We start from the raw sequence: 26,050 nt of genomic DNA on the forward strand, positions 1-26,050 counted from the left end.
CTTACTCGGTATACATACTCAGTATGTCCATCCGCCACGGGCTTCTCGCCCTCCTCGAACGCGGCCCGCGCTACGGTTCACAGCTCCGTACGGAGTTCGAGTCCCGCACCGGCTCCACCTGGCCGCTCAACGTGGGTCAGGTCTACACGACGCTCAGCCGGCTCGAACGCGACGGCATGGTCGTACAGGACGGCGAGGACGAGGCCGGCCACTCGCTCTACGCGATCACCGACAGCGGTCGCGTCGAACTGCGCAGCTGGTTCGAGAACCCCGTCGACCGCACCAGCCCGGCCCGTGACGAGCTGGCCATCAAGCTGGCCATGGCCGTCGGGGCGCCCGGGGTCGACATCCGTGACGTCATCCAGTCCCAGCGCCGGCACACCGTGAAGGCCATGCAGGACTACACCCGGCTGAAGGCGCAGGCCCTCACCACCGTGGAGAGGAACGGGGCCCGGGAGCGGGACGACATCGCCTGGCTCCTCGTCCTGGAGCAGCTGATCTTCCAGACCGAGGCCGAGGCGCGCTGGCTCGACCACTGCGAGTCCCGGCTGATCCGTCTCTCGTCGACCGCCCCGGCGGCGGGGCCGGAGCCGGCCTCGCCGGGAGCGGCGGCGGCAGCGGGAGCGGCGGGGATGGGAGCGCGGGCGGGGGCCGAGGCAGAGGAGGCCGCACACCACCGCCCGTGACGTCCACCCTTCACGACCGGCCCTGACCACCCGAACGACCGGGTCCACCCCAACGACCGGGTCCACAGGGCCGACCGGATCCACAGGGCCGACCGAGTCCACCGGGTCCACCCGACCACCCGCCCCACCCGACCACCCGCCCCACCGGGTCCATCCGCCCCACCGGGTCCACCCGACCCACCCGAAGACTCCGAACCACCCGACCAGACCCATACCGTACGCACGGCGCTGCCAACGACCGTCCGTCGCACCGACGTCCGGCCGTTCGCCGACGTACGCCCGAGGGGGAACCATGTCCACACAACAGCAGCCCGTGCTGCGTCTGCAGAACCTGACCCGAGTCCACGGCTCCGGCGCCACCGAGGTGCACGCCCTGCGCGGCATCGACCTCGACGTCCACCCCGGTGAACTCGTCGCCGTCATGGGCCCGTCGGGCTCCGGCAAGTCCACCCTGCTCACCATCGCCGGCGGCCTCGACAACCCCACCTCCGGGCAGGTCTTCGTCGAGGGCACCGACATCACCGCCCTCGGCGTCAAGGGGCTCGCCGCCCTGCGCCGCCGCAGCATCGGCTACGTCTTCCAGGACTACAACCTCATCCCGGCCCTCACCGCCGCCGAGAACGTGGCCCTGCCCCGCGAACTGGACGGCATATCGGCCCGCAAGGCCCGCACCGAGGCCCTCGCCGCCCTCGCCGAGATGGACCTCGGCCATGTCGCCGACCGGTTCCCCGACGAGATGTCCGGCGGCCAGCAGCAGCGCGTGGCCATCGCCCGCGCCCTCGTCGGCGACCGCCGGCTCGTCCTCGCCGACGAGCCCACCGGCGCCCTCGACTCCGAGACCGGCGAGTCCGTGCTGGCCCTGCTGCGCTCCCGCTGCGACGCCGGAGCCGCCGGCATCATGGTCACCCACGAGCCACGGTTCGCCGCCTGGGCCGACCGGGTCGTCTTCCTGCGGGACGGCGCCGTCGTCGACCAGACCGTACGCAGCGACGCCGACTCGCTCCTGACCGGCCGGGCGGCCCAGCGGTGACGACCTGGTTCCACTCCTGGCGGGCCGCGGTCCGCATCGCCCGCCGTGACGCCTGGCGCTCCAAGGGCCGCAGCTTCCTCGTCCTCGCCATGATCGCGCTGCCGATCCTGGGCGTGAGCGCCCTGGACCTGACCCTGCGCAGCGCCGAACTCACCCCCGCGCAGCGGATGGAGCGCACCCTGGGTGCCGCCGACGCTCGCTTCTCCGACGCCGGAACGGCCGGCGTGGCCATCCTGCAGGACCCTGAGGGCGAGCAGCACACCCCGGCCGGGGACTACGACTCGCCGGGCACGTCCTGGCCCGACGGACCGACCGATGTCACCAAGGCCATCCCGGCCGGTTCGACGGTACTGACCGACAGCAGGGGCAGCGCCAAGCTGACCACCAGGCACGGTCTGCTCCAGGCCGAGGTCCGTGAGCTGGCCGCCGCCGATCCCGTCGCCCGGGGCATCATGCGGCTGCAGGAGGGCCGCTTCCCCGAGAAGAACGACGAGATCGCCGCCACCACCCGGTTCCTGGAGAGCAGCGGGCTGTCCGTCGGCTCCACCCTCACCGCCCGCGGCTTCGACCGCACCTATGTGATCAGCGGCTCGTACGAGCTGCCCAGCGACCTCAAGGCACAGCAGGTCAACGCCCTGCCGGGGGCCTTCCTCGCGCCGTACGCCGAGGCGGTCGAGAAGGCCGGACTGCCGAAGCCCGAGGACTCCACCACCTACCTGGTGAAGAAGTCCGGTGGTTTCACGTGGAACACGGTCCAGGCGATCAACGCCAAGGGCGTCCTGGTCACCTCGCGCGCCGTGGCCCTCGACCCGCCCGCCGACTCCGAGGTGCCGCTCTTCCAGAAGGAAGGCTGGGCCAACTACGAGAGCGGGGGCACCGACGCCGCCGCGCTCGCCGCCGTGGGCACGGTCGTCGGCCTGGCGATGCTGGAGATCTGCCTGCTCGCCGGTCCCGCCTTCGCCGTCGGCGCCCGCCGTTCCCGCCGCCAGCTGGGCCTGGTCGGCGCCAACGGCGGTGCCCGCAGCCACATCCGGGCCATCGTGCTGAGCGGCGGCCTCGTCATCGGCGTCGTGGCGGCCCTGGTCGGCATGGTCCTCGCCCTGATCCTGACCTTCGCCCTCCGGCCGCTCCTCGAGGACTACATGGGACAGCGGTTCGGCGGCTTCACCGTCAGACCGCTGGAACTGCTCGCCATCGCCGCGCTCGCCGTCCTCACAGGCCTGCTCGCCGCGATCGTCCCGGCCGTCACCGCCTCCCGGCAGACCGTCCTGGCCTCCCTCACCGGCCGTCGCGGTGTGCGCCGCAGCAGCCGCGTGCTGCCGTTGATCGGCCTCGGCGCCGTCCTGCTCGGCGCGGTCATCGCCCTGTACGGCTCGGTCGTCTCCGACCAGTTCGTCCTGGTCGCGGGTGGCTCGGCCATCGCCGAGCTGGGTGTGGTCGCCCTGACGCCCGCCCTGGTCGGCCTGTTCGGCAGGGCCGGCCGCTGGCTGCCGCTCTCGCCGCGCCTCGCCCTGCGGGACGCCGTCCGCAACCGGGGCCGTACGGCACCCGCTGTCGCCGCCGTCCTGGCCGCCGTCGCGGGCACCGTCGCCGTCTCGACGTACGCCGCGAGCAGCGACGCCCAGAGTCAGGCCGAGTACCAGGCCGGCCTGCCGTACGGGGCCGTCGCCGCGCTCGTCACCGAGGAGGGCGGCCGGGACGTCCCCGAGGTCCGCGACGCCGTGCAGCGGACGCTGCCCGTCGACGTCCGCGCCGACGTGTTCCGGATCGCCGTCGGCAAGCCCGGCTGCGCCCCGTACGACGAGGGCGAGGGCTGTGGCCGCTTCGAGGTCGTCACCCCGCCGGCCAACGAGTGCCCGCTGTGGGTCAGCACCCCCGACGGCTCCGACCCCGCGGAGAAGTACAGCAAGGAGCAGCGGCGCGCGCTCGCCAAGGACTGGCGCTGCCTCTCGGACGGCGGCAACGGCATCTACGTCGACGGCGGTCTCCTCATCGCCGACGCCCCGCTCCTGAAGGTCCTCGGCATCGACGACCCGGGCGCCACCAAGGCCCTCGCCGACGGAAAGCTCGTCAGCTTCCACAAGCCCCAGGTCGACAGGAACGGCGCCGTCGGCATCAAGCTGATCACCGACCCGAAGGCCGCCGACCGCGCCGCCGAGCAGAACAAGCCGGTCCCGGGCGAGCTGAAGTCCTTCCCCGCCTACCAGGTGCCGGGCTCGCCCGACTCCTACGGAGTGCAGAGCGTGCTCAGCCCCGCCGCCGCCAAGGCCGCCGGACTGACCACCGTCCCCCTCGGCGCCTTCTTCAGCACCGACCGGATCCCCAGCACCGAGGAGCGGCAGAAGCTCGACGCCGAGATCGCCAAGCTCGGCAGCAACGTCGAGCTGACCGTGGAGCAGGGCTGGGTCGACAAGAACGGGCTCGTCCTGCTCGCGCTGACCGTCTTCGCCGGCCTGGTCACCATCGGCGCGGCCGGCATCGCCACCGGTCTCGCCCAGGCCGACGCGGAGGCCGATCTCAAGACGCTCGCCGCGGTCGGAGCCCCGCCTTCGGTGCGCCGCATGCTCAGCGGCTTCCAGTGCGGTGTGGTCGCCGCGATGGGTGTGGTCCTCGGCTCGGCGGCCGGTGTCCTGCCCGCGGTCGGCCTGCGGCTCACCGAGGAGCGCGAGCAGTTGCGCTCCTACCAGGAGGCTCTCGACAACGGCTGGAGCGGCACCGGTGACGCCCCGCCGTACGTGCCGATCATCGTCCCCTGGGAGACACTCGCCGCCCTCCTGGTGGTCGTACCCCTCGGCGCCGCCCTGCTGGCCGCGCTGGTGACCCGCTCGCGCGGGGCGCTGGCCCGCCGCGCCGCGCACTGAGCCTCCGTCGCCGGACCCTGCCCCTGGACGAGGGTGACTCACCCTCGTCCAGGGGCAGGAGGCGGTCCCCGTCCCAAGGAATCTGCCCGAAGCCGCCCAGCGCTTCCGGGCCATCTCCACCTCCGGGCACGACGACCGCGTGGGCAGCGGCCCTGGCCCACCTGACAACTGCTGCTCTGCTTGAGCGACTTGGCCGACCTTCGCGCACCTCATGACCCAGTCACCGAGAACGCGTCTCGCGAGGGGAGGTGATTCGGCCTCGTGGCGCCTGAAGCGGCACTCGAAGGCCCTTATATGCGTTACGCGCCCGCGACTTAGGAAACGCAGAGGGCCCAGCCGCATCGGCAACCGCCGCCGACATCCCCAACCCCGACGCGGGCAGCCCCGCCACCTGCGCAGCCTGACGTGGCTGAGCACGCGCAGAAAGGGCCCCGGCCTCCATCGCTTGGGAACCAGGGCGCTTCTTGCGGTTCCAGTGGAAACGCGCGACACCGGGGTCAACACCGAAGCGTCGACGCGGCGTTGTCGACCCACCCCGCCACCCAGGAGCGAGCCGCCTCCCGCCGTATCCCGCACAAATTCTGGGCGGGGAAGGATCCGGAAACGCTAGTCTCGCCGCCCGTGCCCACCGCAGTCCTGGAGATCTCATGGCAGGCGAGCTCCCGCGGCTCAAGCGTAAAAGCGCCAAGTCCAAGCCCGAAGTGGCTCCCGAAGAGGCCCTGTACACCGACACGGACCGCGGCGGGGACACCCTGGACCCGGATCTGTCGTCTCTGTGGTGGTACGACTCCGACTTCCGCCCCAAGGGCCGGAACTGGCCCCTCATCTGGGCGTACATCATCGAAGGCGGCGGGTCCACCAAGACCACCAGCGCCACGTCCATGGCCGTCATCGCCGCCCTGGACGGCTACCCAGGCGTTGTCTTCGACCTCGACAGCAACATGTCGTCGACCACCGTCCTCGGCTACGACGAGACCGCCCTCAAGGGCAAGAAGACCGCGATCGACCTGCTCCACGGCAGGGCCACCCTGGACGAGGTCGCGCTGCCCGCCCGCTACCGCATCGGCGACGGCGACGACCCCGCAGAGGACTTCGCGCCCATCGAGAACCTGCGCGTCGTGCCCGGCAGCCCCGCCATGGCCGACGCGGACCGCGCCCTCGCAGAGGACGCGGACCGCAACGACTGGTTCTCCGAGATCCTGCACTCCTACGCGGGCGACGAAGCAGTCTTCTACCTGGACTTCCCGGCGAGCTACGGCAAGATGCCCCACTCCGTGCTGCGCATGCTGGACGAGGACGACTCCGTCATTCCGTCGATCAAGGCCGACCCCAAGGCCGTCAAGCTGGTCAAGCGGCTCACGGACGAACTGGAGCGAGTCCGCGACAAGAATCGCGGCTGCCCGTCCGTCCCCGGCCGGCCGACACTCAAGCACTTGATCCTCACCGGCACGTCGCCGCTGACCTGGAAGGACCAGGTGGCAGCCCGCCAGGGAACGGCCGCGGCAGAGGCGATGTACAGCTCCGTGCTGCTGCCCTACATCCGATACTCGGCAGACGCCGAGAAGATCTACGAGGACGCAGTTCCCCTCCCGATCCTCCTGCCCGACTCGGTGGCCGCCGTGGACTACCGGGAGGTGACGAGGCGCATGTGGACGGACCCGTATCTCAATGAGTGTGGGTGCGACTACTGCCCGGATTCCCTGGAGTGATGCCAACCCCAAGGGCACCACCGCGATGTGGATCCATGACCGCCTCGACGACCTCTGGAGTGACGAGGACTGCACCGCCTGGTCCCCGCGTGACGGTCGTCATGAGCTCTCACCCGCCCAGCTCGCCACCGTCCGCTGCTGCAGTACGCGATGAACCTCTCCGACGCCGGGCCGCCGGGCCGGTGCGCTGCCGAATCGACTTCACCTACGCACTCGGACTGGACCTGGACGATCCCGGCTTCCACCAGAGCGTCCTGTCCGCCTTCCGCCACCGACTCGCCGAAGGCGACCGCGCCGACCGGCTACTGGGCCTCGCACTCACCCGGATCCGACGGGCCGGCCTGCTCAAGGGGCGCGTCACGCAGCGCACCGACTCCACCCACGTCCTGTCCGCCGCACGGGAGCCGACCTGCCTGGAGCTGGTGACTGAGGCGGTCCGCGCCGTGCTGGAAGAGGCGGCCCGCGACGCGCCAGAGGTGCTGGATGAGCTGGCCACCGCCGAATGGGCCCAACGCTACGGCCGGCCGGTTCGCCTGTGCTCCCAGCCCAGCCACCCCGTCGCCCGCCTGGAGCAGGTGGGCAACGACGCCCGCGAACTGCTGCAACGCCTTGACGACCGGTTCCCTCGGGTGGCATGGCGCCGACAGCCCTTGCCGATCTCCCACAGGAGCTTGCACGGCGTCCCCTTCTGCGTGGGACGACCACAGCGCGCTGTCGTTCGGCGTCTTCGGGAACCGTCGTACCTGGCAGCCATACCGGGCATGGTGAACAGCCCGGCCATACCAGCGCCACGCAAGTGGCCCTTTGCGTAAGCGACTTAGTCGCCATTCGCTCGACCTATGCTGCAGGTCACATGAAATGCGCCCCGTTAGTTGTGGCGGTCGTGGGCTGGAGGGGCAAAGTGACGCCCGAGGGTCCGGTAAAGGGGTGCGTGGCCTCGATTTAGCGCACGTGGAGGGCACGCAATCCCCGAATTGGTCTAGACAACAAACAAACCCCAGGCCGTTGGCCTGGGGTTTCATCATGGAGCGGGTGACGAGAATCGAACTCGCGCTCTCAGCTTGGGAAGCGATGGCGCTTGGATGGGTGTCGTACCTCTGAGCTGCGCATACGTGATCGTTCCGGGTGGCTTCGCCGGCCGGATCGCACCGTGGTTGACCGTGGTTGTCCGGTCTTAAGGGCACGGAAAGGGCACGGGCGCCGTGCGGCCGGGAGGGGCCAGGGCTGACGCTGCGGTTGGCGCCGAAGCCGGGGGCTCCGGCGCGTCGGGCGCCAAGCGGCATTGCGGCTGCACATGACAGGCGTCAACGCACTGAAGATCGCGAAATGTACCAACTGTGGTGCAGACTTCGGACCTCATACCGGGAAGGTTTGAACCCGGCGCGAGGAGATATCTGGTGCGTGGGATTGGCATGGAGCTCGGGGGAGTTGTTGCCGTGGGCGTTCTGCGGATGCTGATCCGACAGGTTCGGAAGCTGCTGATGGACGTCGGTGACGCTGTCTGCGCATGGCGTGAGGTACGGCAGGTCGCTCGTACCTGCGGGCGTAAAGCGCTTGTCAGCTCATCGGGATTAGGTGTTGTCGGCGACGGGACACCGACGATGCGCGTGGGCTGGCCAATTCCCTCGGTCGTTGCCCGGAAACCGGGTGCCGGCTGCCCTGCTGTCGCTGTGCTCAGCCGGGCAGCCGGTCGGTCAGCGGCGTTTGCTGGAGTGAGGTTCCCCCGTCATGCGGGAGCCGCTGATCAGCTGGTCAGCAGGGGTTGACGGGTGTTCAGATTCGTTGGTTCGGCCGTCGCCTGCTCGGCGTAGTACTTCTCCTCGAACTCGATCGGGCTGAGGAAGCCGAGCCGTTCCTGGATGCGGCGGGAGTTATAGAAGCCGTCGATGTACTCGAAGAGCGCGAGATTCGCCTCGGCCCTCGTGGTGAAGGTGCGGCCACGGAGGCCCTCGGTTTTGATGAGCATCCAGAGGTTCTCCGCGAGGGCGTTGTCGTACGAGTCCCCGACGGAGCCCATGGACGCCTCAACTCCCGCCCGCATCAGCCGGGTTGTGAGCTTGATGGACGTGTACTGACAGCCGTGGTCGGCGTGGTGGATGAGCTTGCCCGGCTCGACCTCGCGGGACGCGAGCGCGTACTCCAGCGTGGTCAGGACCAGGTCGGCGTCCGCGCGGGCGGAGGTCTCCCACGCGACCACCCGCCGGGAGAATGCGTCCCGGATCGCGGAGAGCCACAACGGTCCCTCGCCGGTGGAGACCATCGTGAGGTCGGTGACCCACAACCGGTTCGGCGCCGGTGCGGTGAAGTCCCGGTTGACCAGGTCCGGGGCGAGGCTGGCCTTGGGATCGCGGCGCGTGAAGCCCTTCCGCCGCGGGCTGATCCCCGCGATGTCGGCCTCGCGCATCAGGCGCTCGACCCGCTTGCGGCCCACGCGTGTGCCCTCGCGTCTGAGGACGGCGTGCACGCGCGGCGATCCGTAATTGCCGCCGGACTCCGCGTGGATCTCCTTGATCCGCTCGGCCAGTTCGACGTCGCGGCGTCGCCGTTCGCACGGTTCCTTCTCCGCGCGGCGCCAGCGGTAGTAGGTGGAGGAGGGGATGTGCAGTTCCCGCAGGACGCACTCGACTCCCAGGCGGGGATGCTCGTCAACGAGCGCCGTCACCTGGGCCGGGTCGGGTCGAGTTGCGCCGCGAAAAAAGCCGAGGCCGTCCGCAGGACGTCGTTGGCCCGCTTGAGCTGGGCGTTCTCCTTGCGCAGGGCCGCGAGCTCGGCGCGTTCGTCGGTGGTGAGACGGTCGTCGCGTTCGCCGGCGTCCGCCTCGGCCTGGCGGATCCAGCCGCGCAGGGCCTCGGGGTGCACGCCGAGGTCGACGGCCAGCTTCTTGATCTGCGGCTTCGGCTCGGTGGTGCGGTACATCCGTACCGCACGCTCACGCAACTCGAGCGAGTATTTCCGGGGTGCAGCCATGGTCACAGGTCCTCTCATGAGTCCCATCTGACCCGCTGTCAACTTCCTCCGCATCTCGGGGGAACCTCAGAGGGCGTCGCCACCCGGGTGAAGCGTGGGCGGGTCTCGTTCCTCTTTTCCGTGCCGACGAGGGCCGGGTTGGCGAAGGTGTCAGTGAGACTTGGCGGGGGTGGGGGCGGAGGGGGCGGGGGTGACGGCTGTGCCTGACCCGCTCCCTGGTTCTGTGTGTCGGTCATGCGGGTCAGTGTGCAGTACGAGACTGACAGTGGAGAGGACGAGACCGATGACCAGGGCCCACAGGCCGATCGTCCAGGACCTCGCCTTGCGGTCGAGTTTTGTCGCGTTGCTCTCGAAGATGTGAATCCTCGTGGCAGCGAGTCCCATCAGTACCTTGCTCTTCGGTTCCCTGCCGTTGTGATCCAGCACTTCCCGCGGCTTGAGATCGTCGTAGTCCCTGATCCGGAAGGCCGACAGCCCGGCTGCGAAGGCGACGGCGTACGCAGCGAATGCGGCGGCTCCCACGTACCTCTGATAGTCCTGCGTGGCGAGGAACTGCGAGGCCGTCGCGACGAACCCGACGAGGAACACCGACTTCGTGTCGATCTGCGACAGCGAGCCCGACTGCCGCGCCAGGCGTGAGTCCAACTCCCCGTTGATTACCTCAAGCGTGCTGACTCGCTCCTCAAGCTCCTCCGGCGTCATGGAAGGAGATTATGGCCGGTCGCGAGCGCCTGAGACGGGTTGCTGTCGCTTGCCACCCGGTGCTCAGAGGCGAGGGGCGCTTGCTGAGCCGCTGGCGCTCGATAGTGAGTTGAGATTGCCGCACGTCGTACTTGAGGGCATGGATCACGGCAGGGAGGGCTTGTCCCTCCCGCGCGGAGGGACGCCGCAGGTTGGATGGCTCCCATCTGCGTCAGGGCGTGCAACGGTACGAGGCAACAACACGCCCAGCGGACGGAGGCAGTTCCAGCGTGACTGGAACAAGGTTTCTCGGACCGGTTTCGCGATCCAGCTTCACGCTGACTGCCGTGGACCACTACAGTTGGTCGTGCGTTCGGCGTGCCCAGTTCCTGAGAAGATCCTGGAAACGTGGTCCGCTTTCCGGCAAACTGGCTGCCAAGTCCGGCATGCCCGAGCGCTGCCGGTTGACAGGGCGAGGCGATGATCCCTCGCCTTTTTTCTATGCCCTGGTGCGGCAGCTGAACTAGCGCTCTGTGTCCCTGCCAGGGCCTTCCCGGCCACTCTCAAGGCCCCGTCCACATGGACGGGGCCTTTTGCATGCCCGTATTCCAGCCCAGCGAAGGGACTCCCATGCCTGACTTCAGCGGCGATGACGAAGCCACGTACAACAACCTGCGGTCTCACACTCCGGCTCGTGAGGGTGCGGCGCCAACGCCGGCCAACTTTCCCCGCCGCCGCCCTACACCACGTACGGCCGTAGAGGTCGAACAGGTCGAAGGACTCGACCTCAACCTCGCCCAGTTCCTCGCGTCCCGGGCAAGCCGGGCTCGTCGACACACTTCTCGCCCCCAGTCAACGCAGCAGAGCCTCCCTGTGTGGATCTTCCACCGCGTCCGGGAGTCTCCCGTTGGCTACGGCCGCGACACCGCCTGGCCACTAGCCCAGGAGTGGGCACGGATGGTGACTGGCCGCGAACACTTTACTGAGTGGGCCTGGGCAGTCGGCCTGAGCCGACCGAAGGCAGCCGCAGAACTCATGGACCATGGCTTCACTCCCGACGTGTTGGACACGCTCATCGAGGGCAAGCCCGCCCGCAGCCTGCTGCGCACCGGATATGACGTCCAGGAGGTGATCTATGGGCTGTACCAGGCGGCCCGTAACGAGGCGACCTGCTAACTGACACCCATCCGGGCTGAGTTCGTGGTGGCGAAGGCCACCGCCGGAACCGCAACTCCCGGACGATCCACTCACGGACCGCGTCGCCGTGGTCTCGCAGCGCCCGGGCGACGTCCGCGGGGGATGGCCCGGCCACCTCCGCCAGCCGTTTACCGGTGGCGGAACTGCTCGTCCCGCGTGACATCTTGACGGATCGGGCTGGCAGCAGGGTGGGTGCAGGAGCGGACGACTGAGGCAGGAAAGGCCTGGTTGTTTTCCGCTCGCGGACTTCCCGCCTCATAGCAATGAGGCGGGACGCTAGCCAGGAGAAATTACCCCTACATACTTCCTGGGTGATGGAACCGTTTAGGGAGGCTGTCAGGTGGGGCTGAAGTGCGCCTTGGCCCCGCGCGAGATGACAATCCACGAGTCCACGAAACAGACGTGAGGGCGCTGGAACGGCCAACGACCGCACACTGCCGTCCGATCAGGCCGGGCGACTGCTGTGGATCTCGCCCGCACTGCCCGGCCGCGCGCACGACCTCACCGCGGCCCGCACCCACCGGATCATCCGGATCTGCAAACGCCAGGGCATACCGATCCTCGCCGACCGAGCCTACATGGGAGCTGGCCCATGGGCGCCGACAGCCCTCAGGTGCCCACCGGGCCGTAGCCTCATCCCGACCCAGCAAACCGTCAACCGCGCGTTGGCCGCGGCACGGGCCCCGGTCGAGCGCGGCATCGCACGACTGAAGTCCTGGCGCATCTTCCGCAGATCCCGGTGCAGTCCGAATCGAATGGCGTCAATCGCCGCAGCAGTCCTCACCCTAGAGCGGCAACGCTGAAACAGCTCAGTGGTTGCTGGCTCCGTTCCCGCTGGAGTTGCTTGGTGGGGCCTCTGAGGTCGAGGAATCGCCTATCTCGGGAATTCGGGTGATTGGCCGTCAGGGCGGCTGCTAACGTCCACAAACGTCACACGGGGAGTTATATGCCCCGCCCGCCCCAAACGCTCAGGACGACCGTGAAGATCAAGCGCGTTCGCATCGAGAACTTCTGCTGCCTGCACAAGGTGGAGGTGTCCTTCGAGGACATCACTTCCTTCATCGGACCGACGGGCGTCGGCAAGTCCACCGTGCTCCGCGCGCTTGACTGGTTCTTCAACGGTGAAAAGGGCGTCGCGCTCAGCGACGATGACGTTCACTCGGCAGCCGATGGCGGTCGCATCTCCGTAGAGGTGGAGTTCGACGGGTTGACTGAGGATGACCGTCAGACTCTCGGCCGGTATGCACCAGACGGGGCTGCAAGCGTGAGCGTCTGGCGAAACTGGCAGGACGGCGAGGACAAGATCACGGGCAAAGCGCTCGCGTATGGCCCCTTCGAGGAGGTGCGGAAGCACGACAAGGCCATGGAACTGCGCCGTGCCTACGACCAGTTGAGGGAGAGGGAGTCAAGCCTCAGGTTGCCGGCCGCCGGGACCAAGGACAAGGTTCTGGAGGCGATGCGCATCTGGGAGCTGGCCAACCGCGACCTCCTCACGGAGGCCGAGGTCGAGGACACGCACTTCTTCGGCTTCGCCGGACAGAGCAGGCTGGCCCAGCTGATCGACTTCGTGTTCGTCTCCGCCGACCTGCGGGCGTATGAAGAGGCCGACGACCAGAAGGCGACGGCCCTGGGACGCATCCTCGACCACACTGTGGACCGCTCGCAGGCGAACGAGGAGCTCGGAGAGATCGAGGAGAACGCCCACCTGGCCCGGCAGGAGGTACACAGCAAGGTCTACGGTCCCGTACTGGACGAGGTGTCGGCCGCGCTTTCTGCGGAGGTCGCCAGGTTCACAACCGGGCGCGAGGTGGTCGTGACCCCCACAGTGCAGGCGCCGAGGCCGGCGCGGACCACCTTCCAGGTGAGCATCCGGGACGGTGCCGCTCGTACCTCGGTGCACCGGCAGGGGCATGGCTTTCAGCGGGCCTTGATCATTGCGGCGCTGAAGTACCTGGCCGAACGCCGGCGGTCGGCCGATGGTATGCGGACGTTGTGCCTGGCCATTGAGGAGCCCGAGCTGTTCCAGCATCCACCTCAGGCGCGGACCTTCGCGAAGGTGCTGCGAGAGCTGGTTGCCACATCGCCGAATGGCCGTGCTCAGGTCATGTACGCCACCCACAGCCCTGTCTTCATCGACCCGAAGGGTTACCACCAGATCCGCCGCCTCTGCCGCGCCGTCGGCGAGGACCACCCCGTCACCGAGGTATGGCAGGCCACAGAGGAGGATCTGTTCACGGCCCTCGACGGGCTTGTCGACCAGAACGTGATCAGGAGCAGGACTGAGGGGACGCTTGGAGGCGCGCTGGCGGAGGGCTTCTTTGCCGATGTCGTGGTTCTGGTCGAGGGGCGTGGGGACGCGGGAGTGATCACTGGTTGCGCTGAGCGGTCCGGGATCAACCTGGGTGCGGACGGCGTCAGCCTCATCGAGGTCAACGGCAAGGACAACCTCATGATCTCCGACGCGCTTTTCAGCGCTTTGGGCGTCTCGTGTCACGTCGTCTTCGACGGCGACCTTGGCATGGAAGACCGGAAGAGGGAGTCGGTGCGTTATCTCATCCCTGAGCAACGTCACGAGAAAGAGAAAGAGTTCGAGCGCCAGGCGCGGACGAATCGGACCAAGAACTCGAATCTTCTGCAGTACCTGGGAGCGACGCCGACTCCGCAGCCTGCCGACGACTCGACGGCCCGTTACACCGTCTTCGAGGACACTCTGGAGACCTTCCTCGACCGCAACTGGCCAGCCTGGGAGGAGCGGCGACAGGAGCTCGTCCGCACAGGCGAGGGCGTCGGGGGGAAGAACGCGGCGACGTATCTGGAGACGACCCGGACCGTCGTGGCGGAGCCGCCCTTCCTGCTGCATGCACTGCTGGAGAACGTTCGATCCCTTGTGGGACGACGCTAGGTGTGCTGTCCCACCACGTTGGTGACACGCGGGCTGGGTATACCGCGGAGCGTGGAACCGGCCTCCGGCTGGTGCTGGAGGCCGGTTTGCTCTGGAGTCGTCTGCGGAGTGATGGGGTGCACGGAGGGCAGCTCGTTCAGTGCGTGAACGGCCAGCCTGTTCTGCTACTGAACAAGCCGGCCATCGCACCCCCTGCCCTCGTCCCGTTTGGTCAGGTCAGTTCTGCGGCTACGGCCCGGAGCGCGGGGATGAGTTCGGGATGGTCTCCGTGTGCGGCCGACTGGAGCAGTTCGGTGATGGCGATGATCTGCGCGTTGCGTCCGGGGCTTGTCTTGAGTACGGGAAAGGTGTCCCGCACGCGCTGGGCGAAGCCGGGTGCGAGCAGGGAGTACGCCAGCAGCATGGCGGCGTCGTAGCCGGCGGGTGCTTGGCCGAAGCCCTCCCAGTCGAGGAGGTAGGGGGTGGTGTTGGTGAGGTTGGCGGTGTGGAGGTCTCCGTGGGCTGTCGTCCAGTCCGTGATGCGGGGACCGGGGACGCCGAGGAAGCGGGGGACGGTGCGGTCCACCCATTCCTGGCGTACGGCCACGCGGTCCGTGGGGACGCGGCTGATGTGGTCCAGGTCGGTGCGCAGTGAGTCCCACCACGAGGCCGGCGGCTTCGGATCCGTGTGCAGGACGGGGCTGGGGGAGACGGCGGGTTCGTTGACGTACTGGTGGAGTTCGGCGCGGTAGGCGTGGTCGTTGCTGACGGTGTCGGAGGTGTCGTACAGCAGCGGTTTGCGGACATGTCCGTCGAACAGTGGGGCGGCCTGGCTGTTGCCGTCCCAGATTTTTCCGGTCACCTTGTCCTCGGGTGCGGAGAGGAGTCTCAGCCAGCAGTCGCCGTGGTCGGGGTGGTGGGTGCGGCTGCTGAGTGTGCGGCCGTGCCAGCCCCAGACTTCAGGCCCGTCCGTTGTGGCGTCGAGTGTCTTGGCTGCTCGTGTGAATGCCTCGCGCATGCGCTGTTGGTCGGCGGGGTGGGGCGGCGGCGAGTACATCCAGCACCTTTCGCAGCGTGGGGACCGGGATGGCGGGGCAGCGTAGGGCCCGTTGCGCCTCGGCCCAGTGTGCCGGGGTGGAGGCGGAGATCAGAATCCGTGTCACTCCTGGGCATGAGGCCGCGGCGAGGAGGCACGCCTGGGGGACGGTGAGGCCGGGGTTGAGGAGTGCGGTGAGTTCGGGGGTGGCCAGGTGGGGGAGTTGGCCGCCGAACAGGGGTGCTGAGGCGTAGACCTGCCATCTGAGTTCGGCTGCCTGCGCGATCGGGCCTCCTCCGTCCAGGGCCTGGGTGAACGCGGAGGCGGTGACGAGGGATACGGGCAGCTGGATGGCCCGTAGGTGGTGGTGTTCCGTGCCGGCGACTTCGGTGGCCAGTTGGTGCAGGGCGGGGACGTTCAGGGTGCCGGTGTCGAAGCCGTCCCAGGTGGCGACGCCGTAGGCGCTGATGATGCCTGCTGCCGCTTCTGCTTCGAGGGCGGTCAAGGCGTCGCGCAGGGCTTCGTACGGGTCGCTGTCCGTTCGCTCGGGGTTGTGGGCGAAGACGAGGTCGAGGCGGTCGCGGCCGAGTTCGGTGCGGTTGCGGGCGCACTGCCAGTGGACGTACGGGCTGCTCAGGCAGTATCCGCGTTCGGCGGCGCCGGTCGTGAGAGCCCCGTCCGCGACGGCGGCTCTGGCGGCCCGGTCGGTGAGGAATCCGACCTTCGTGGAGACCGGGATGCGGTGCCGGGCGAGGGCCGGTGCGAGGAGTGACTGGGCTTGTCCGTCGAGGTAGTTGGGGGCCGTATCGATCCAGGCGCCGGCCGGATCGGCGGCTGCGCGGATGACGGCGTCGGGCAATGCCGAGGGGTGGATGCGGTAGGTGCCCAGGCCGAGGGTGGCGATCGTCATTGTCGGCCTCCACCGAGGACGGTGATCGCTTGGCCGTTCAGCAGATCGGAGACGACGGCCGCCACGTCCGCGATGGGGATGCCGGTTGCCGCGACCAGTTCGCCGAGCGAGACGGTGCTGGGGGCGGCGGATGTCAGGTGCTGAAGCAGAGGCAGGGCCTCCTCGGTCAGTTCCCACTCGTTGTCGCAGGCCCGGAAGATCACTCCGTTCCCGTCGGGAGCGGGCTCTAGCTGCGCACGCGTGGTGGTCAGCCGGATGCGGAGGTCCGGATCTGCCGGGATGCCGGTGATGTGGGGGAGGCTGGGGCGGAGGCGGGTGAGGTCGGTGCTGTCGCGCGTCGTCGTGTACCGGCCGAGCAGTTCGGGGTTCTCCAGGGCGGCGGCGACCTCCTTGCGCAGTCGCTCCAGGTACCTGGCCTGTTGTTCTGGGGTGGCGTGTACGGGGAGGTCTTCGCGGAGGACGTCGTGGCGGCGGAGGTCGTCGGCGAGCCAGGACAGGAGTTGGGCTCCGGTGGTGGTCTGGATGCCGAAGGTGAGGTGGAGGGAGTGCTCGCCTTCGGAGGCGGCCACTGAGTGCCACCAGCCGCGCGGGAGGTAGAGCATGTCCCCCGGGTGCAGGACCAGTTCCGCGACCGGGTCCTTCGGCGGCGGCTCGGGTTCGGCGGTGTCCTTGTACATGGGGGCGGTGCGGGTGGGGCCGTACAGCTTCCAGCGCTTGGTGCCGTCGATCTGGATGACGACGACGTCGTGGTCGTCCCAGTGGATGCCGAAGCCCTCGCGGGCGGTGAAGGAGGCGTACAGGTTGGTCTGGACGCCGGTGCGCAGCCACTGCTCCAGTTCCATCGCGGCGCGGCCGATGGGTGGGTGGAGTTCGTCGACGGCGTCGATGACCAGGGAGGCGCCCTCGGCGAGGCGGGCGTGGAGTTCGGCGGGGTGCAGGCGCTGCCAGACGGTGTGCCGGCGGGTGGTGACGGGAGCGGTGTAGCGGTGGGCGGGCAGCATCTCGCCGTCCGCGGACAGGCGGAAGCGGGGCGATTCCAGGCGGTGGGTGGCCAGGATGGTGTTGACGTCGTCCCAGGTGATCAGGTCGGCCGGGTTGGGGACGGCGGAGGGGACGTGGCGGTGGTGGCGGTGGAGCACCTGGGCCAGGAACTCGTCCTGGCCCAGGTGAGCCGCCAGCTTCAGCGGCGACAACGCTTCTCCTCTGGGATCAGTCGTTGCCGTCGGTACGGCCAGTGCTGCCGCCGTCGGACGGGGTGACACCGCGCTCGCGGGCGGCCTGGATCCGGCGGCGGGCCTTCACCAGCCCGGACGTCGTCGAAGTCGGGGTGGTGGTCTCGTCCGCCATGCTGGCGGGGTTCGACGTGGTCACTGCTCCTCCTTGAGGTTGGGGGACTTTGGGGTGGTGCCCCGCTCCGGACGGCGCTCGACCTGTCCTAGGGGTGCGGGCGGTGATCCGCCCGGAGCGGGAGTTCAGGGGGTGGGCGGCGACGTACGACGCTTCACGGCTTCCACCAGGCTCGCCACGGCCGGGTGATGATCTCCCGGTAGGTGTGGTGGGAGGGGTTCTGGCCGCCGTGCGCGAGCACCCAGTCCTGCGGTTCGACGAAGTCGATGCTGGTCGGCGAGGTCTCGTCGCAGACCGCGCACCGCATCGCGTAGGTGATGGGCTCGGCGTCCGGCTCCCGGTCCGGCTGGAGGGTCCACTCCTTGTGGCAGACCACGGCGCGGGCACGTGAAATCGGATCGGCTGCTTCACCGGGAGCAGGGTCAGGGTTCGACGAGGCGAGTTGGATCTTCATGGATGCCTCTCTGCTCTAGCGGAAGAGGGCGGAGGAAGATGGCTGGCTAGCTGCGACGTACGGGTGCTGGAGCGCGTCCCGGAGGGCGTCGGCGTCCGTGAGAGTGTCGTCGTCCGGTAGCTCGCACCAGCCGCCGAACCAGTCGTCCATCAGCTCAAGACCAGGGGCCACCAGCCATGATCCGCTGGAGAGATGACGTACGGGCAGATCGCTCCAGCCGTCGGTGGTGCCGGTCCTGATCGCGTAGTAGAGACGTTCGTTGGGCCCGTCGTACAGGACAGGTCCGATCGTCACGCCCGTCGTGCGGAGGTGAGCCAGGGCCAGGAAGCCGATGTCCGCAGGGGTCCGGAGGAAATCCCAGTGGTCGCCGATTCGGAGCAGGCGCAGCCCGGGTAGGTCGTTGACCAACGGAGCGCTGCGCAGCGCGTCGCGAACGGACATTATGTGCCTCCCTGTTGCTGGAGGTCGTGGCCGGCGTTGAAGGAGCGAACACGGCCCGGTGCAGTTCTGGGGGAGCGGAGGATGATCAGTTGGGTGTTGGTCGCGGCTATCTGTCGCTTGCGTTCCAAGGCGATCCGCTTGGGGCCCAGGTGGTTGAGCGACGGGATCAATGCGCCGTAGGTGTAGGGGAGTTCGAGGGCGTCGAGCAGGCCGACGAAGGCCGGGGAGCGGATGGTGAGGGTCGCGTTGCGGTCGGTGAAGACGCCGCACAGAGTCAGTTCGTGCCGACGGCAGTAGTCGGAGAGGCAGTCGACGAGTGCCGTGTGCCGGGCGAGGCCACCGGTGACGTGGCGTACGTAGCCGAAGACCTGCGGGCACGAGACCGGGCGGCGTTCCGTGATGAGTGCGTCGTCCATGCCCACAGCCTCGGCCGTGGCGAACGGCCGTGAAATGACCGTATGTTGTACTTCCGTTGCACTTCACGCCCGCCTCGTCACCCAGAGTGCTTCCATACGGGAGGGAAGGGGGTTGTTCGTGGTCAGCGTGAAGCAATGGACGGGCCGGGAGGCGAGCGCTCTGCGCGCTGCGCTGCGGATGAGTATGCGCGCCTTCGCGGAGCACCTTGGTGTGGCCCTGCGTACGGTGGCGAAGTGGGAGAGTCTGGGGGCGGAAACTCATCCACGGCCCGACACCCAGGCCATCCTCGACACCGCGCTCGCCCGTGCCGACGCCGCCGAACAGGCTCGGTTCGAAGAGGTGCTCTTCCCGGAACGGACGACGGCCGTGCGTCCTGCGGACTACGAGACCTGGACCGAGGACATCGAACGCGCGGTGATCTGCGTCAGTCGCCAGGACTTCCCCTTCGCCTCGACCCTGCTGAACCGCTGGCTGGGCAGCCGCGACCCGCACCACCTCGACGACAAGGGCCTCTATCTGTACGGCCGTTCGCTCGTTCTCCTCGGCGATCTTCAGCGGGACCAGGGCGCGATCCTCGGGCCGCTCTCTGCCATCCAGTCGTACAGGTCCGCGCACGGTATGTTCACCGAGCTCGGCATCCCGCGCCGGGCGGCGCAGATCGAGCTGTCCCTCGCCGTCGTGCAGGAGATGTCCGGCCGCCTCGACGCCTCCGCCCGTCAGTACGAACTGCTGTCCGCAGACGAGCGCTTGAGCCCCCGTGACCGGGCCAGGGCCCGCCTCTGGGTGGGCACGGCGTTGAGCAAGGACGGCAACAACGCCTACGCCACCCAGGTGATGACGTCCGCCACCCATGCCTTCGAGGAACTGGGCGAGCCGGAGGACTGGTCGGTCGCCCACCAGAAGCTGGCGCTCGCCCACCGGGGCGCCGGCGACCTCAAGCAGGCCCTGCACAACATCGACATCGCGCGCACCACGGGCACGCTCGACTCCCCGATGCAGAGGGTGCGGCTGGACACCGCGTACGGGCACATCCTTCTGTCGGATAGGGCGACCCGGAATGATGGGCTGTCCGTCCTCGACCAGGCGGCGCAGATGGCCCGGCAGTACGGCCTGAGTCACCAGCTGCGCAGTATCGAGGGCATCCGAAAGGGCCAGCAGCGATGAGCCAGGGAGTGCCAGTGCCGGAGCACCAGCAGCGCCAGATCACCGACGAGCAGTTCCACGACGCGACGCTGATCTGGAACTACCACCAGATGGGACACGAGGTGCGTCCCTGCTCGGCGGCGATCGGCCTGGGCAGCCACGACCTCGGGGTGGCCACCGCGTCCGCCGATCTCTACCGGGTCGGTCTCTTCCCCGTCGTGGTGTTCAGCGGCGGCAACAGCCCCACCACCCGCGCCCGTTTCCCGCGCGGCGAGGCCGTCCACTACCGCGAGCATGCACTGAGCTTGGGCGTCCCCGACGAGGCGATCCTGGTCGAGCCGGAGGCGGCCAACACCGGGCAGAACATCACCTACTCACGCGAGCTGCTGGCCGGGGCCGGTGTGGAGGTGGAGTCGCTGTTGCTGATCTCCAAGCCGTACATGGAACGCCGCTCGTACGCGACCTGCCGCAAGCTGTGGCCCGAGGCGGAGGTCGTGTGCGCCTCCGAGCCGCTGGAGCTGGAGGACTACATCAAGTCCATCGGCGACGAGCGGCTCGTCGTCGACATGCTCGTCGGCGATCTGCAGCGGGTGATCGAGTACCCGAAGCTCGGCTTCGCCGTCGAGCAGGACGTACCGGGGGACGTGCATGACGCTTACGAGCGCCTCCTGGGTGCCAGCTTCGACAGCCGCCTCATCGGTAGCTGAGACGCCCGATGCCGTGGCAGACGCGGTGGCAGAGCGCGCGGCGACGGGTGGCGTGTGCGCGATCCACCAGCCGAACCTCTTCCCGCGCCTGTCCACGCTGGCCAAGCTGTACGCCGCCGACCGGTGGATCGTCCTCGACGACGTCCAGTTCGCGCGACGCGACTACCAGCACCGTGCCCGGCTCGCTTCGACGGACGACCCCGATCGGCAGCAATGGCTCACCCTCCCCACACACCTGCCCCATGGGCGCCCGACTCCGGTCAATCAGGCACTGCTGGCCGATCCCCACCGCTCCCGGCGCACGGTCGGTCTCCTCATCCGCCAGTTCTACGGCCGTAGCCGCCACTGGCTGGCGGTGAGCGAAGCCCTCGAAGCGGTCCTCGACCGCTTCGAGGACACGAACCGCGTGGCAGACCTCGCGAGCACGTCGACGCTCGCCCTGCTCACCGCACTCGGCTGGAGCGGTGAAGTGCTGAAAAGCAGCTCCATCCCCACCCGCCGGGGCCGTTCCGAGCGCCTCGCGGATCTCGCCACGGTCACCGGCAGCACCAGCTACCTGTGCGGCACAGGCGGCCTGCGCTACCTCGACCCGCAGCCCTTCGCCGCCCACGGCATCACCGTCGTGCCGTTCCGGACACCCGAGAACCCGGACGACCGGCTCTGGCACTGCGCCCGACGCATCAGCAGCCTATGGGCGGTGAGCGAGATCGGGCCGACGGCCTTGACAGCCGCGTTGGAAGGCGAACGAGAAGCGCATCTCCTTGGAGTTCGCCGGAGGCAGACGTGAAACAGCCCGAAGCCCCTGGTGTGCCGCGGCACGGCATGTCAACGTAGACGACCTTCCGAAGATCGAGGGGGAACAGTGGACCTGATCACCTCAGCCCAGCGCGACGAGCTGTTCACCAGCTTCGAACGCGACGCCTTTCACTTGGAGTTGAGAGACGACTACGGGTCCCCCATCGAGGACACCCCGTACGCCCGCTGGCAGAGAGGCGAGCCTGACGACTACGCATGGCTCGGGCCCTGGACGGGGCTCATGAAGCGAGTCACCAGCGAAGGAAAGACCGTGCGACGCGTCCGCGTCATCACGGAGCCGCACTCCCCGTACATCGGCTGGGAGCACTCGTTGACCCACCTCAACCAGAAGGCAGGGGAGGACATCCGGTGGCTGCCGCGCCATCAGGTGACGGACGGCCTGACGCTCCCGGTCGACGGCAACGACTGGTGGCTGTACGACGACCGTCTCCTCGCCGTGGGCCACTTCGACTCGGAGGGCCGCGTGCTGGGGTCGGAGATCATCAAGGACATGGACATCGTGGCCGAGTGCGTCCGCATACGTGACCTGTTCTGGACCGCCGCCATCCCACACGCCGCGTACGAGCCCCGACACCGAAACGAACCGGCCTGAGTCTGCAGAACTGACGACCGTCCACCACCTGACCCGAGCCCATGGAGGCGCCCCTGCACCCGGACCACCCCAGCGAACCCTTCCGCCCCGACTCGCCGGACCCGGTGTACTGGGTCACCCCGCGTCACCTGGCCGGTGACGACGACGTACTCGCCGAACGGATCGGCGACACCCTGCTCGGCCTCGGCTGGCGCTTGTGGCCCACCTCCCGCCACACCCTTCTGTATGTGAGCCCGGACGGGCTGCGCGGCGCAGAGTGGATTCTCGCCGCCTACCCGTTCGAACTGGGCGGTTTGCCCGTGGCCTGGCAGCTGAGCGCCCGCTCCCATCCGGCTTCGGTGATGGCGGAGTGGAACGCGTACTTCACCACCGGCGTCCCGTACGAGGCACTGGCGGACCTCCTCGTGGCATTCGACGCGCGCGAGGCGCCCGACGTCGGCTTCGACGGTCCCGAGACGGTCCTCGACGGGCTCGACGCACGCGGCTGGTTCCGCGACGTGGACCGGCCCGCCACCACCGCCACCGACCCCGGCTTCGCCTCCCATGTGTCCCTGGAGGTGCTGCCCCCGCTCATCGAGGATGCCGATCCGCGCACCGACCTGGCGGGCTGGCAGGCGTGGGCGGAACCTGTGCTCGGCGCCCCGTATCTGTGGTGTGCGACCTTCAGCGCCAGCGTCCCTCACGATCTGGTCGCCGAGTTCGCGTCCTCGCTCGCCTCTCCGGTCCCGGTGCCCCGCCGCACCGTGCCCGAGAGCGCCGAGGGCCGGCTTACCGTCGTCCGCCGCAGCTGACGACCCCTGTCCCCTTGGAGCCGCTGGTGTGCGGCTCGTTGCTTGACGACCGTCTCGGTGCAGCTGGACGGCGAGAAGGCCCCGGCATCCGCTCCGCTGTGCCGGGCGCGGCCTCTTGGCGGTCGTTTCAGTCCTGCCACAACGGCGGCCCACTGGGTGGGCCGCCGTTGGCGTGTGTCCGGTCAGTTCTCTCCGTGCAGGGCGCGGTGTTCGAGGGTGTCTTCCGCGGTGACGATCTTGACTAGGCGTTCGTACTCCGCGTGGTCCTCGTCGGTCATGATGGCGACGGCGTCGCTGACCACAGAGTCCTTGGGGAGCTTGGCGAAGTACTTCATGAGCAGCTCGACGAAGGCGTCCTGCATCGCGTCTAGTTCACGCTGCCAGTCGGCTTCGAGCCGCATCTGTGCCTTGGCGGCGGCTCTCTCTGCCGGGGTGCAGGAGACCAGCAGGGCGCGCTCGGCTGCGGTGAACGGACGTCCATCGCGGTGGTACGGACGCGTCGGGTCGTCGCGCCGGTCGAAGTCCACATCGGTGATGAGGACGACGACTTCGGGGCGAACGGAGGAGTGGGGCATGGACGGTTCCTTGGGTGGTGTCGTGAGATCGGTTGTGCTTGTGAGCGTGATCAGCGTCGTCGCGCTTGAGGCTCCTGCGGGTGCGGAGCGGTGGGGTGCTTGGCGGTGTGGTGCATCTTGGCTGCTTGGGCGCGTGAGCCGGGCGCGTGGCGTTCGCCGAGGCGGCGGATGCGCCAGGTCAGTGCTCGGGCGGGGCTGTGGGCGTCGTCCAGCGTGCGCTGGTTGAGGGCCCGGTCGAGGAGCGCGGTCGCGTTGTGCCCGGCCGCTTCCGCCTCGGCGAGCACGGTGGCCAGGGCGTCCCAGGCCGGGTCGGCCAGGATGCGCTCGGCCTGCTCGGGGACCGCCTCTCGGAGGTGGTGGGCGTAGCGGCGTTTGGTCTGCGTGCTGGGTGCCCGGCTGGCGAGGCCGGCCAGGACCGGTCCGGTGACCTGCGCGTACGCGGCCCGCAGGTGGATGAGGGTCTGCTCGGCTGCCGCCTGCTGCTGGGCGTGCTCTCGGGTGCGGTGCCAGTGCATCGCGTAGACGACCGCGGTGAGCGCGACGTCCAGCAGCATCGCCAGCCCGGCACCGTCGCCACGAGGTGCGGGGTCCTTCCAGATTGCTTGGACGCTGCGGCGCAGGACGCGGGCGCTGGCGTGGTCGGCGGCGATGCGGGAGCGGGTGGCGCGCTCGAAGGCGACGGCGGCTCGTTCGAGTTCTGCCCTCGCCGCGGCGGGGGCGGTGAGCGGGAGCAGGTCGAGTGCTCCGCCGAGCGCGGCCAGCTGGCCCTGGGCCACCGCGTCGTCGCTGAGGGCCAGGTGGTGGGGGATGCGTTCGGTGGCAGCGGTGGCCTGGTGCCAGGGGCTGCCCGGACGGACAGCCACCGGTTCGGGGCCGGTGGCGACGAGGCGTTGGCGGATCTTGGGCAGGGAGAGGTCGCCGGCGAGGGTGGACCCCGCGTAGAACACGGGCTCGCCCTTGTCGTTGGTGTCGCCGGGGAGGGCGAAGGTGCAGCCGAGCGTGTCGCCGGACGGGCCGAGTTTGAGGCGCACGGTCACCCCGGTCGCCTCCAGCAGGGCGAAGAACTCGGCCTCGGTGGAGGCGGCGCCCATCGCGCGGCGGACGCGCAGGCGCAGGATCTCGCGGGAGGTGGCGTCCTGGCCCAGGCGCTTGGCCTTGAAGTGCTCCTTGCTGGTGGGGCGCCTGGCGGCGGTGCCGTCGCCCGGCTTCAATCGCCTGAGCCCGTAGTCGACTTCGATCTGGCGGGCTTCCCTCTGCACGGCGCGGATGTCGTGGTCCCGCCGGGGGCGGCGGCCGTCCTGGCGTACGAGGGTGGCGGCGATGTGGATGTGGTCGTCGGCGTGGCGGACGGCCACCCAGCGGCAGGCTTCCTCGTCCCCGTCGGGGGCGATGCCGGCGGCGGCCACGATCCGGCGGGCGATGTCCGCCCACTGGGCGTCGGTGAGGATCGGGTCTTCAGGCGCGGCGCGGATGGGGCAGTGCCACACCGTGTATTTGGGTGCTTTGTCGCCCAGCATCTTCACGGGCTGGTCGAGCTGTGCGGCGAGCTGGGCCTCCACTTCCTTGGGGTCGCGGTGCGGGCTGCGGCCGGGGTCGGGGGCGAAGTCGTTCCAGGAGGCCACCAGGTGTGGGTCGATGTGCTCGTTGGCCCGGCCCTTGCCGAAGAGGTAGCCGATGGTGCGGCGCGTGGCCTGTGGCCCCTTGCCGAGGATGATCTTCGGGATCAATGGCTCACCGCCCGTCTGTGATGCGGGCGACGGCGGTGTCCAACTCGGTGATGGACGCCTCGACGCGGTCCAGGAGCCGTTGGACGGTGTGGGGGTGGGGCAGGGCGCCGTCCATGTTGAGGTGCCGGGTGAGCTGGTTGAGATTGCTGCCGACTTTGCCGAGCTGCCCGTTGGCGGCCATCAGCGCCTTCACCAGAGCACGGTAGTCGGCGACGGCGGCGGTGGGATCGTCGGCGCGGGCGGCGGCGAGCGCGCATTCGGCCACGTAACCGCCGGGGTTCATGCGGCTGAGGGCAGCGGCGTACTGCACGAGGGCGATCTCGTCGTCGTTGTAGCGGGGATGGATGCGGCGCTTGCGCAGTTGCTTGTCACGCAGGCGGCGACGCGGTGCGGAGTGCTGCGGCACGTTCGACGACGAGTCGCTACCCCCTGTCCCGGTCGGCTCCCCCGGGCCGACCGACTCCGGCGCCCCTGCGCCGGATGCCTCCGCCTCCCCCGGGGCGGGGGCCCGGTAAGGACTCCTTACCGGACAACTTGCTCCGGCTGAGGCCGGCGTTGTCCTCGCCTCCTGGTGGGTGGCGTGGCGTTCATGGTGTTCGTCGTGCACGTGTATATCTCCGTTGCGTGTTCGTGTCGGGCGGTCGAGCTGTGGAGGGGCCGGTCGACGATGGCTGCGGGCGACAGCTGCGACGGCTCGACTGTCGCGGGACGAGATCCGGGTGGGCTGTTGAGGTGGAGCTGGCGGGCGCGAGCTTCGGATGAACGGACGCGGCGGGGACCGGTCCCGAAATGCCGTGCCGCACGGTCCCCGTGCGGCTGGGGACCGTGGACGCGATGCTCCTCGGGGACCGGTCCCCGTGACACGTCGTCAGGGGGACCGTCCCGCTAGGACGCACGGTCCCCGTCCCCGACGGTGCGAACCGGTGCGAACCGGTCCCCGTCGCCCGGGTGGATCCGGGGACCGGCCATCAGCCCTCTGAGCTGCAGCTTCCGAGGAGCATCGGTCCCCTCTCGGTCCCCGGCGGGCCGTCGTCGCGGTCCCCGGGACACGGTCCCCACGCAGTACATTCACGACGGTCCCG

The 26,050-nt window shown here is 69.1% G+C and carries 24 protein-coding genes and 1 pseudogene; 12 read left to right on the forward strand and 13 right to left on the reverse strand.

Features of this window, described 5'->3' with window-relative positions; translation table 11 throughout:
• Positions 1-23: 23 nt before the first annotated feature.
• The 5 genes from J8M51_RS34910 (at position 24) to J8M51_RS34930 (ending at position 7,098) form a co-directional block, all read left to right on the forward strand.
• The gene (locus tag J8M51_RS34910) at positions 24-686 is read left to right on the forward strand and encodes a PadR family transcriptional regulator (RefSeq protein WP_086753789.1); all 663 of its coding nucleotides are present in this window, start codon (positions 24-26) and stop codon (positions 684-686) included.
• A gap of 292 nt (positions 687-978) precedes the next feature.
• Complete coding sequence (locus tag J8M51_RS34915; RefSeq protein WP_216588119.1) at positions 979-1,716, forward strand: ABC transporter ATP-binding protein; 738 nt, start codon at positions 979-981, stop codon at positions 1,714-1,716.
• Positions 1,713-4,577, forward strand: coding sequence for an ABC transporter permease family protein (locus tag J8M51_RS34920; RefSeq protein ID WP_086761822.1), 2,865 nt, complete (start codon positions 1,713-1,715; stop codon positions 4,575-4,577). Before J8M51_RS34915 ends, J8M51_RS34920 begins: the two co-directional genes overlap by 4 nt.
• Before the next feature lie 647 nt (positions 4,578-5,224).
• Positions 5,225-6,286 (forward strand): ParA family protein, encoded by a 1,062-nt coding sequence (locus J8M51_RS34925; RefSeq protein ID WP_256966140.1) that lies wholly within the window; start codon positions 5,225-5,227, stop codon positions 6,284-6,286.
• Between the two features lie 182 nt (positions 6,287-6,468).
• A complete protein-coding gene (locus J8M51_RS34930; protein WP_179203407.1) occupies positions 6,469-7,098 on the forward strand; it encodes a transposase in 630 nt (209 codons plus the stop codon).
• Between the two features lie 932 nt (positions 7,099-8,030).
• Here the strand turns inward: J8M51_RS34930 and J8M51_RS34935 are convergent.
• From J8M51_RS34935 to J8M51_RS34945, 3 genes are all read right to left on the reverse strand, one after another.
• The gene (locus J8M51_RS34935; protein ID WP_012998059.1) at positions 8,031-8,948 is read right to left on the reverse strand and encodes an IS3 family transposase; all 918 of its coding nucleotides are present in this window, start codon (positions 8,946-8,948) and stop codon (positions 8,031-8,033) included.
• Complete coding sequence (locus J8M51_RS34940) at positions 8,945-9,253, reverse strand: transposase (RefSeq protein ID WP_041668893.1); 309 nt, start codon at positions 9,251-9,253, stop codon at positions 8,945-8,947. The genes J8M51_RS34935 and J8M51_RS34940 overlap by 4 nt, the downstream gene beginning before the upstream one ends.
• Before the next feature lie 150 nt (positions 9,254-9,403).
• Positions 9,404-9,955 (reverse strand): hypothetical protein, encoded by a 552-nt coding sequence (locus tag J8M51_RS34945; RefSeq protein WP_267299757.1) that lies wholly within the window; start codon positions 9,953-9,955, stop codon positions 9,404-9,406.
• Positions 9,956-11,517: 1,562 nt separating this feature from the next.
• Here J8M51_RS34945 and J8M51_RS34950 point away from each other — a divergent pair.
• Positions 11,518-11,934: pseudogene (locus J8M51_RS34950) on the forward strand (transposase family protein); the annotation flags it as partial.
• Between the two features lie 176 nt (positions 11,935-12,110).
• Positions 12,111-14,033 carry an AAA family ATPase gene (locus J8M51_RS34955; RefSeq protein ID WP_086754698.1) on the forward strand — a complete coding sequence of 641 codons (1,923 nt, stop codon included), beginning with the start codon at positions 12,111-12,113 and terminating at the stop codon, positions 14,031-14,033.
• A 211-nt stretch (positions 14,034-14,244) separates the two neighbouring features.
• Here the strand turns inward: J8M51_RS34955 and J8M51_RS34960 are convergent, their stop codons facing one another.
• The 7 genes from J8M51_RS34960 to J8M51_RS34990 form a co-directional block, all read right to left on the reverse strand.
• A complete protein-coding gene (locus tag J8M51_RS34960) occupies positions 14,245-15,030 on the reverse strand; it encodes a phosphotransferase (RefSeq protein ID WP_179202994.1) in 786 nt (261 codons plus the stop codon).
• Positions 14,972-15,958, reverse strand: a complete 987-nt coding sequence (locus tag J8M51_RS34965) for an aldo/keto reductase (protein WP_086754691.1) — start codon at positions 15,956-15,958, stop codon at positions 14,972-14,974. Before J8M51_RS34965 ends, J8M51_RS34960 begins: the two co-directional genes overlap by 59 nt.
• On the reverse strand, positions 15,955-17,151 hold the full coding sequence (locus J8M51_RS34970; protein WP_086754690.1) for a cupin domain-containing protein: 1,197 nt from the start codon (positions 17,149-17,151) through the stop codon (positions 15,955-15,957). The genes J8M51_RS34965 and J8M51_RS34970 overlap by 4 nt, the downstream gene beginning before the upstream one ends.
• Positions 17,152-17,167: 16 nt before the next feature.
• Positions 17,168-17,329: a hypothetical protein gene (locus J8M51_RS34975; RefSeq protein WP_179202992.1), complete on the reverse strand. Its 162-nt coding sequence runs from the start codon at positions 17,327-17,329 to the stop codon at positions 17,168-17,170.
• Positions 17,330-17,459: 130 nt separating this feature from the next.
• Complete coding sequence (locus J8M51_RS34980) at positions 17,460-17,759, reverse strand: DUF7848 domain-containing protein (protein WP_398857519.1); 300 nt, start codon at positions 17,757-17,759, stop codon at positions 17,460-17,462.
• Between the two features lie 15 nt (positions 17,760-17,774).
• A complete protein-coding gene (locus J8M51_RS34985; RefSeq protein WP_086754689.1) occupies positions 17,775-18,200 on the reverse strand; it encodes a hypothetical protein in 426 nt (141 codons plus the stop codon).
• Positions 18,200-18,616 (reverse strand): hypothetical protein, encoded by a 417-nt coding sequence (locus J8M51_RS34990; RefSeq protein WP_256964190.1) that lies wholly within the window; start codon positions 18,614-18,616, stop codon positions 18,200-18,202. Before J8M51_RS34990 ends, J8M51_RS34985 begins: the two co-directional genes overlap by 1 nt.
• A 118-nt stretch (positions 18,617-18,734) precedes the next feature.
• On the opposite strand from J8M51_RS34990, the gene J8M51_RS34995 reads away from it, so the two are divergent.
• From J8M51_RS34995 to J8M51_RS35015, 5 genes are all read left to right on the forward strand, one after another.
• Entirely contained in the window at positions 18,735-19,781 is a 1,047-nt protein-coding gene (locus J8M51_RS34995) for a helix-turn-helix domain-containing protein (protein ID WP_086754696.1), read from the forward strand.
• Positions 19,778-20,467, forward strand: coding sequence for a YdcF family protein (locus tag J8M51_RS35000; RefSeq protein WP_086754687.1), 690 nt, complete (start codon positions 19,778-19,780; stop codon positions 20,465-20,467). Before J8M51_RS34995 ends, J8M51_RS35000 begins: the two co-directional genes overlap by 4 nt.
• A 13-nt stretch (positions 20,468-20,480) precedes the next feature.
• Complete coding sequence (locus J8M51_RS35005; protein ID WP_317853000.1) at positions 20,481-21,254, forward strand: WbqC family protein; 774 nt, start codon at positions 20,481-20,483, stop codon at positions 21,252-21,254.
• 75 nt (positions 21,255-21,329) lie between these two features.
• Positions 21,330-21,875, forward strand: a complete 546-nt coding sequence (locus J8M51_RS35010) for a DUF6879 family protein (RefSeq protein WP_086754685.1) — start codon at positions 21,330-21,332, stop codon at positions 21,873-21,875.
• A 41-nt stretch (positions 21,876-21,916) separates the two neighbouring features.
• A complete protein-coding gene (locus J8M51_RS35015; RefSeq protein ID WP_086754684.1) occupies positions 21,917-22,666 on the forward strand; it encodes a DUF317 domain-containing protein in 750 nt (249 codons plus the stop codon).
• Between the two features lie 182 nt (positions 22,667-22,848).
• Here the strand turns inward: J8M51_RS35015 and J8M51_RS35020 are convergent, their stop codons facing one another.
• Genes J8M51_RS35020 through J8M51_RS35030 form a run of 3 tightly spaced genes read right to left on the reverse strand, consistent with a single transcriptional unit; the run spans position 22,849 to position 25,374 of the window.
• The gene (locus J8M51_RS35020) at positions 22,849-23,241 is read right to left on the reverse strand and encodes a hypothetical protein (protein WP_086754683.1); all 393 of its coding nucleotides are present in this window, start codon (positions 23,239-23,241) and stop codon (positions 22,849-22,851) included.
• Positions 23,242-23,291: 50 nt separating this feature from the next.
• A complete protein-coding gene (locus tag J8M51_RS35025) occupies positions 23,292-24,968 on the reverse strand; it encodes a relaxase family protein (RefSeq protein WP_086754682.1) in 1,677 nt (558 codons plus the stop codon).
• Between the two features lie 4 nt (positions 24,969-24,972).
• Positions 24,973-25,374, reverse strand: coding sequence for a plasmid mobilization protein (locus tag J8M51_RS35030; RefSeq protein ID WP_179202993.1), 402 nt, complete (start codon positions 25,372-25,374; stop codon positions 24,973-24,975).
• Between the last annotated feature and the right edge of the window lie 676 nt (positions 25,375-26,050).

The sequence above is a fragment of the Streptomyces griseiscabiei genome, from assembly GCF_020010925.1.
Classification (GTDB): Bacteria; Actinomycetota; Actinomycetes; order Streptomycetales; family Streptomycetaceae; genus Streptomyces; species Streptomyces griseiscabiei.

What these genes read in the sequence shown, in the direction of transcription:
- J8M51_RS34910 (WP_086753789.1), top strand. Translation starts at nt 24, where the DNA reads ATGTCCATCCGCCACGGGCTTCTCGCCCTCCTCGAACGCGGCCCGCGC.
- J8M51_RS34915 (WP_216588119.1), top strand. Translation starts at nt 979, where the DNA reads ATGTCCACACAACAGCAGCCCGTGCTGCGTCTGCAGAACCTGACCCGA.
- J8M51_RS34925 (WP_256966140.1), top strand. Translation starts at nt 5,225, where the DNA reads ATGGCAGGCGAGCTCCCGCGGCTCAAGCGTAAAAGCGCCAAGTCCAAG.
- J8M51_RS34940 (WP_041668893.1), bottom strand. Translation starts at nt 9,253, where the DNA reads ATGGCTGCACCCCGGAAATACTCGCTCGAGTTGCGTGAGCGTGCGGTA.
- J8M51_RS34945 (WP_267299757.1), bottom strand. Translation starts at nt 9,955, where the DNA reads ATGACGCCGGAGGAGCTTGAGGAGCGAGTCAGCACGCTTGAGGTAATC.
- J8M51_RS34960 (WP_179202994.1), bottom strand. Translation starts at nt 15,030, where the DNA reads ATGCGCGAGGCATTCACACGAGCAGCCAAGACACTCGACGCCACAACG.
- J8M51_RS34965 (WP_086754691.1), bottom strand. Translation starts at nt 15,958, where the DNA reads ATGACGATCGCCACCCTCGGCCTGGGCACCTACCGCATCCACCCCTCG.
- J8M51_RS34980 (WP_398857519.1), bottom strand. Translation starts at nt 17,759, where the DNA reads ATGAAGATCCAACTCGCCTCGTCGAACCCTGACCCTGCTCCCGGTGAA.
- J8M51_RS34985 (WP_086754689.1), bottom strand. Translation starts at nt 18,200, where the DNA reads ATGTCCGTTCGCGACGCGCTGCGCAGCGCTCCGTTGGTCAACGACCTA.
- J8M51_RS34990 (WP_256964190.1), bottom strand. Translation starts at nt 18,616, where the DNA reads ATGGACGACGCACTCATCACGGAACGCCGCCCGGTCTCGTGCCCGCAG.
- J8M51_RS35000 (WP_086754687.1), top strand. Translation starts at nt 19,778, where the DNA reads ATGAGCCAGGGAGTGCCAGTGCCGGAGCACCAGCAGCGCCAGATCACC.
- J8M51_RS35015 (WP_086754684.1), top strand. Translation starts at nt 21,917, where the DNA reads ATGGAGGCGCCCCTGCACCCGGACCACCCCAGCGAACCCTTCCGCCCC.
- J8M51_RS35020 (WP_086754683.1), bottom strand. Translation starts at nt 23,241, where the DNA reads ATGCCCCACTCCTCCGTTCGCCCCGAAGTCGTCGTCCTCATCACCGAT.